This is a genomic window from Nonomuraea sp. NPDC049141, assembly GCF_040648415.1.
In the GTDB taxonomy this organism is placed as follows: Bacteria; Actinomycetota; Actinomycetes; order Streptosporangiales; family Streptosporangiaceae; genus Nonomuraea.
The window spans coordinates 1-2,420 of sequence record NZ_JBEZDR010000132.1 but is presented as its reverse complement, the minus strand read 5'-3'; the positions used below and the strand labels follow the sequence as shown (position 1 = coordinate 2,420).

General features: G+C 69.0%; 3 protein-coding genes. 2 read left to right on the top strand and 1 reads right to left on the bottom strand.

All coding sequences use genetic code 11. The features are described from left to right. Window positions 1-433: 433 nt before the first annotated feature. Complete coding sequence (locus AB0B91_RS65140; protein ID WP_358343023.1) at window positions 434-1,087, top strand: C39 family peptidase; 654 nt, start codon at window positions 434-436, stop codon at window positions 1,085-1,087. A gap of 92 nt (window positions 1,088-1,179) precedes the next feature. Here the strand turns inward: AB0B91_RS65140 and AB0B91_RS65135 are convergent, their stop codons facing one another. Then, entirely contained in the window at window positions 1,180-1,536 is a 357-nt protein-coding gene (locus AB0B91_RS65135) for a VOC family protein (RefSeq protein ID WP_088999403.1), read from the bottom strand. A gap of 176 nt (window positions 1,537-1,712) precedes the next feature. On the opposite strand from AB0B91_RS65135, the gene AB0B91_RS65130 reads away from it, so the two are divergent. Continuing rightward, window positions 1,713-2,420: aconitase family protein (locus AB0B91_RS65130; protein ID WP_358343025.1), on the top strand; the 708-nt coding region annotated here is incomplete at its 3' end.

Below are 2,420 nucleotides of genomic sequence, written 5' to 3'. Positions count from 1 at the left end.
CCCGGCGCGCCTCGGCTCGGGCCGCCGGGGCTCGTGAGTCGTTCACGACATCAGCTCGACAGGGCGCTCGCCGCACCATGCTCACCCGACGACCGACTGCGGCACACCGCGAGACATGAACCGATTGTCCGGTTCGCGCTGTCCGGTTGACCGCCGAATGTCCCTGACGTCCGGTCGCGTCCCGTGGTCGGCGCCACCCGGGCGGCGGAATCGTGGGCGGGGCCGGGTCGTTGGACATGGCATACCCACGGCGCTCCCCCGCGCCGCGGTGCCCGATCGGCCGGCGGAATGCATGGTCGCGTCGGGTCGTTGAGACACCCCGGACGCCCGAGCAGGCCCCGCCGCCGGAGCGATCCGTTCTGAACTTTCCCCTTTCGCGGCACGCCGCTCCCCCGCGCGTGTCCGCGTACCCCCGACGAAAGGTGCCGACATCATGCGTACCGACATCTTCCGTAAGACCGCCCTGACCGCTGCCGGGCTCGCCTTCACCGGCGGCGCCATCGCCGGCCCCGTCACCGCCGCCGTCGCCGCGCCTGCCGAGGGCAAGCCCACCTCGGTGAGCCAGGACCGCAAGCAGCACGGCGAGCGCGAACTCGGCGTGCGCTACGAAGCCCAGCCCAACTTCTACTACTGCGGCCCCGCCGCCGCCCGCAACGCCCTGAGCGTGCAGGGCAAGAACATCGACGTCGACGGCATGGCCCAGCGCATGGGCACCACCGAAGCCGGCACCAACTCCATCAACGACATCACCCCCGTACTCAACAAGGAAACCGGCCGCGACGCCTACCAGTCCGTCGAGATCCGCGACCCCAAGGCCGACGACAAGCAGACCGACAAGCTACGCACCGACATCGTCACCGCCATCGACGAAGGCCACGCCGTCGTCGCCAACATCGCCGGCACCGCCACCGACACCGACGGCACCACCCACTCCTTCGAAGGCGGGCACTACATCAGCGTCGTCGGCTACCGCGACAACGGCAACACCGTCACCATCGCCGACTCCGCCGACCCCAACCAGGCCTCCTACCGCATGAGCGTCGACAACCTCGCCGACTGGATCGCCACCCGCGGCTACACCGCCTGACCGACGGCGACGACACCACGCAACGACGACAAGGGCTGGCCCCCACCCAGGGGGCCGGCCCTTCGTCATGCCGTTGTCGGGCATCGAGGCAGTCAGTCGATCGGGGCGAGGAACTCCAGTCGGTTGCCGTGCGTGTCCTGGGAGTGGAAGCGGCGCATGCCCGGCAGTTCGTCGTCACCCCAGGTGACCGGGTATCCGGCGGCGGCCAGCCGGGCGGCGAGCATGTCCAGGTCCGGCCGGAGCAGACCAGGGTGGGCCTTGCGGGCGGGGCGGAAGTCGTCCTCCACGCCCAGGTGCAGCTCCGCGCCGTGACCGGTGAACCAGCAGCCGCCCCGGGCCGCGAGCGCGGCTGGCTTGCGCTTCTCGGTCATCCCGAGCACACCGACATAGAAGGCCCGCGACGCCTCCTCGGTGCCGCGTGGGCAGGCGAGCTGAACATGATGGATCATGGTGGCACCTCCTCGTCCCGAACGATGGCACGAGGTTGCGAAGTTAGCAAGACGGACGTACGGTTTTGTTGACGATGGAGAATCGGCGGTAAGTGTCCCCTAACCACGGCGGCACCCCGACCGGTGCGACAGACTGCTCAGGACTACTCACGGTCGCTGGTGTGAAGGAGTACGACGTGGCGAGCCTCGACACCTTCGGTGCGAAGACCCAGCTACGCGTCGGAGACGCGAGCTACGAGATTTTCAAGATCAGTAAGGTGGAGGGGCACGAACGGCTCCCCTACAGCCTGAAGATCCTCCTGGAGAACCTGCTGCGGACCGAGGACGGCGCGAACATCACCGCCGACCACATCCGGCAGCTCGGGGCCTGGGAATCCGACGCCGACCCGAGCGTCGAGATCCAGTTCACCCCGGCGCGGGTGCTCATGCAGGACTTCACCGGCGTGCCCTGCGTGGTCGACCTGGCCACCATGCGCGAGGCCGTCCGCGAGCTGGGCGGCGACGCCACCAAGGTGAACCCGCTCGCCCCGGCCGAGCTGGTCATCGACCACTCCGTCATCGCCGACCTGTTCGGTCGCGAGGACGCCTTCGAGCGCAACGTCGAGCTGGAGTACGAGCGCAACAAGGAGCGCTACCAGTTCCTGCGCTGGGGCCAGACCGCGTTCAACGAGTTCAAGGTCGTCCCGCCGGGCACCGGCATCGTGCACCAGGTCAACATCGAGTACCTGGCCCGTACGATCATGGAGCGCAACGGCCAGGCGTACCCGGACACGGTGGTCGGCACCGACTCGCACACCACGATGGTCAACGGCCTGGGCGTGCTCGGCTGGGGCGTCGGCGGCATCGAGGCCGAGGCCGCGATGCTCGGCCAGCCGGTCAGCATG

What these genes read in the sequence shown, in the direction of transcription:
- AB0B91_RS65140 (WP_358343023.1), top strand. Translation starts at nt 434, where the DNA reads ATGCGTACCGACATCTTCCGTAAGACCGCCCTGACCGCTGCCGGGCTC.
- AB0B91_RS65135 (WP_088999403.1), bottom strand. Translation starts at nt 1,536, where the DNA reads ATGATCCATCATGTTCAGCTCGCCTGCCCACGCGGCACCGAGGAGGCG.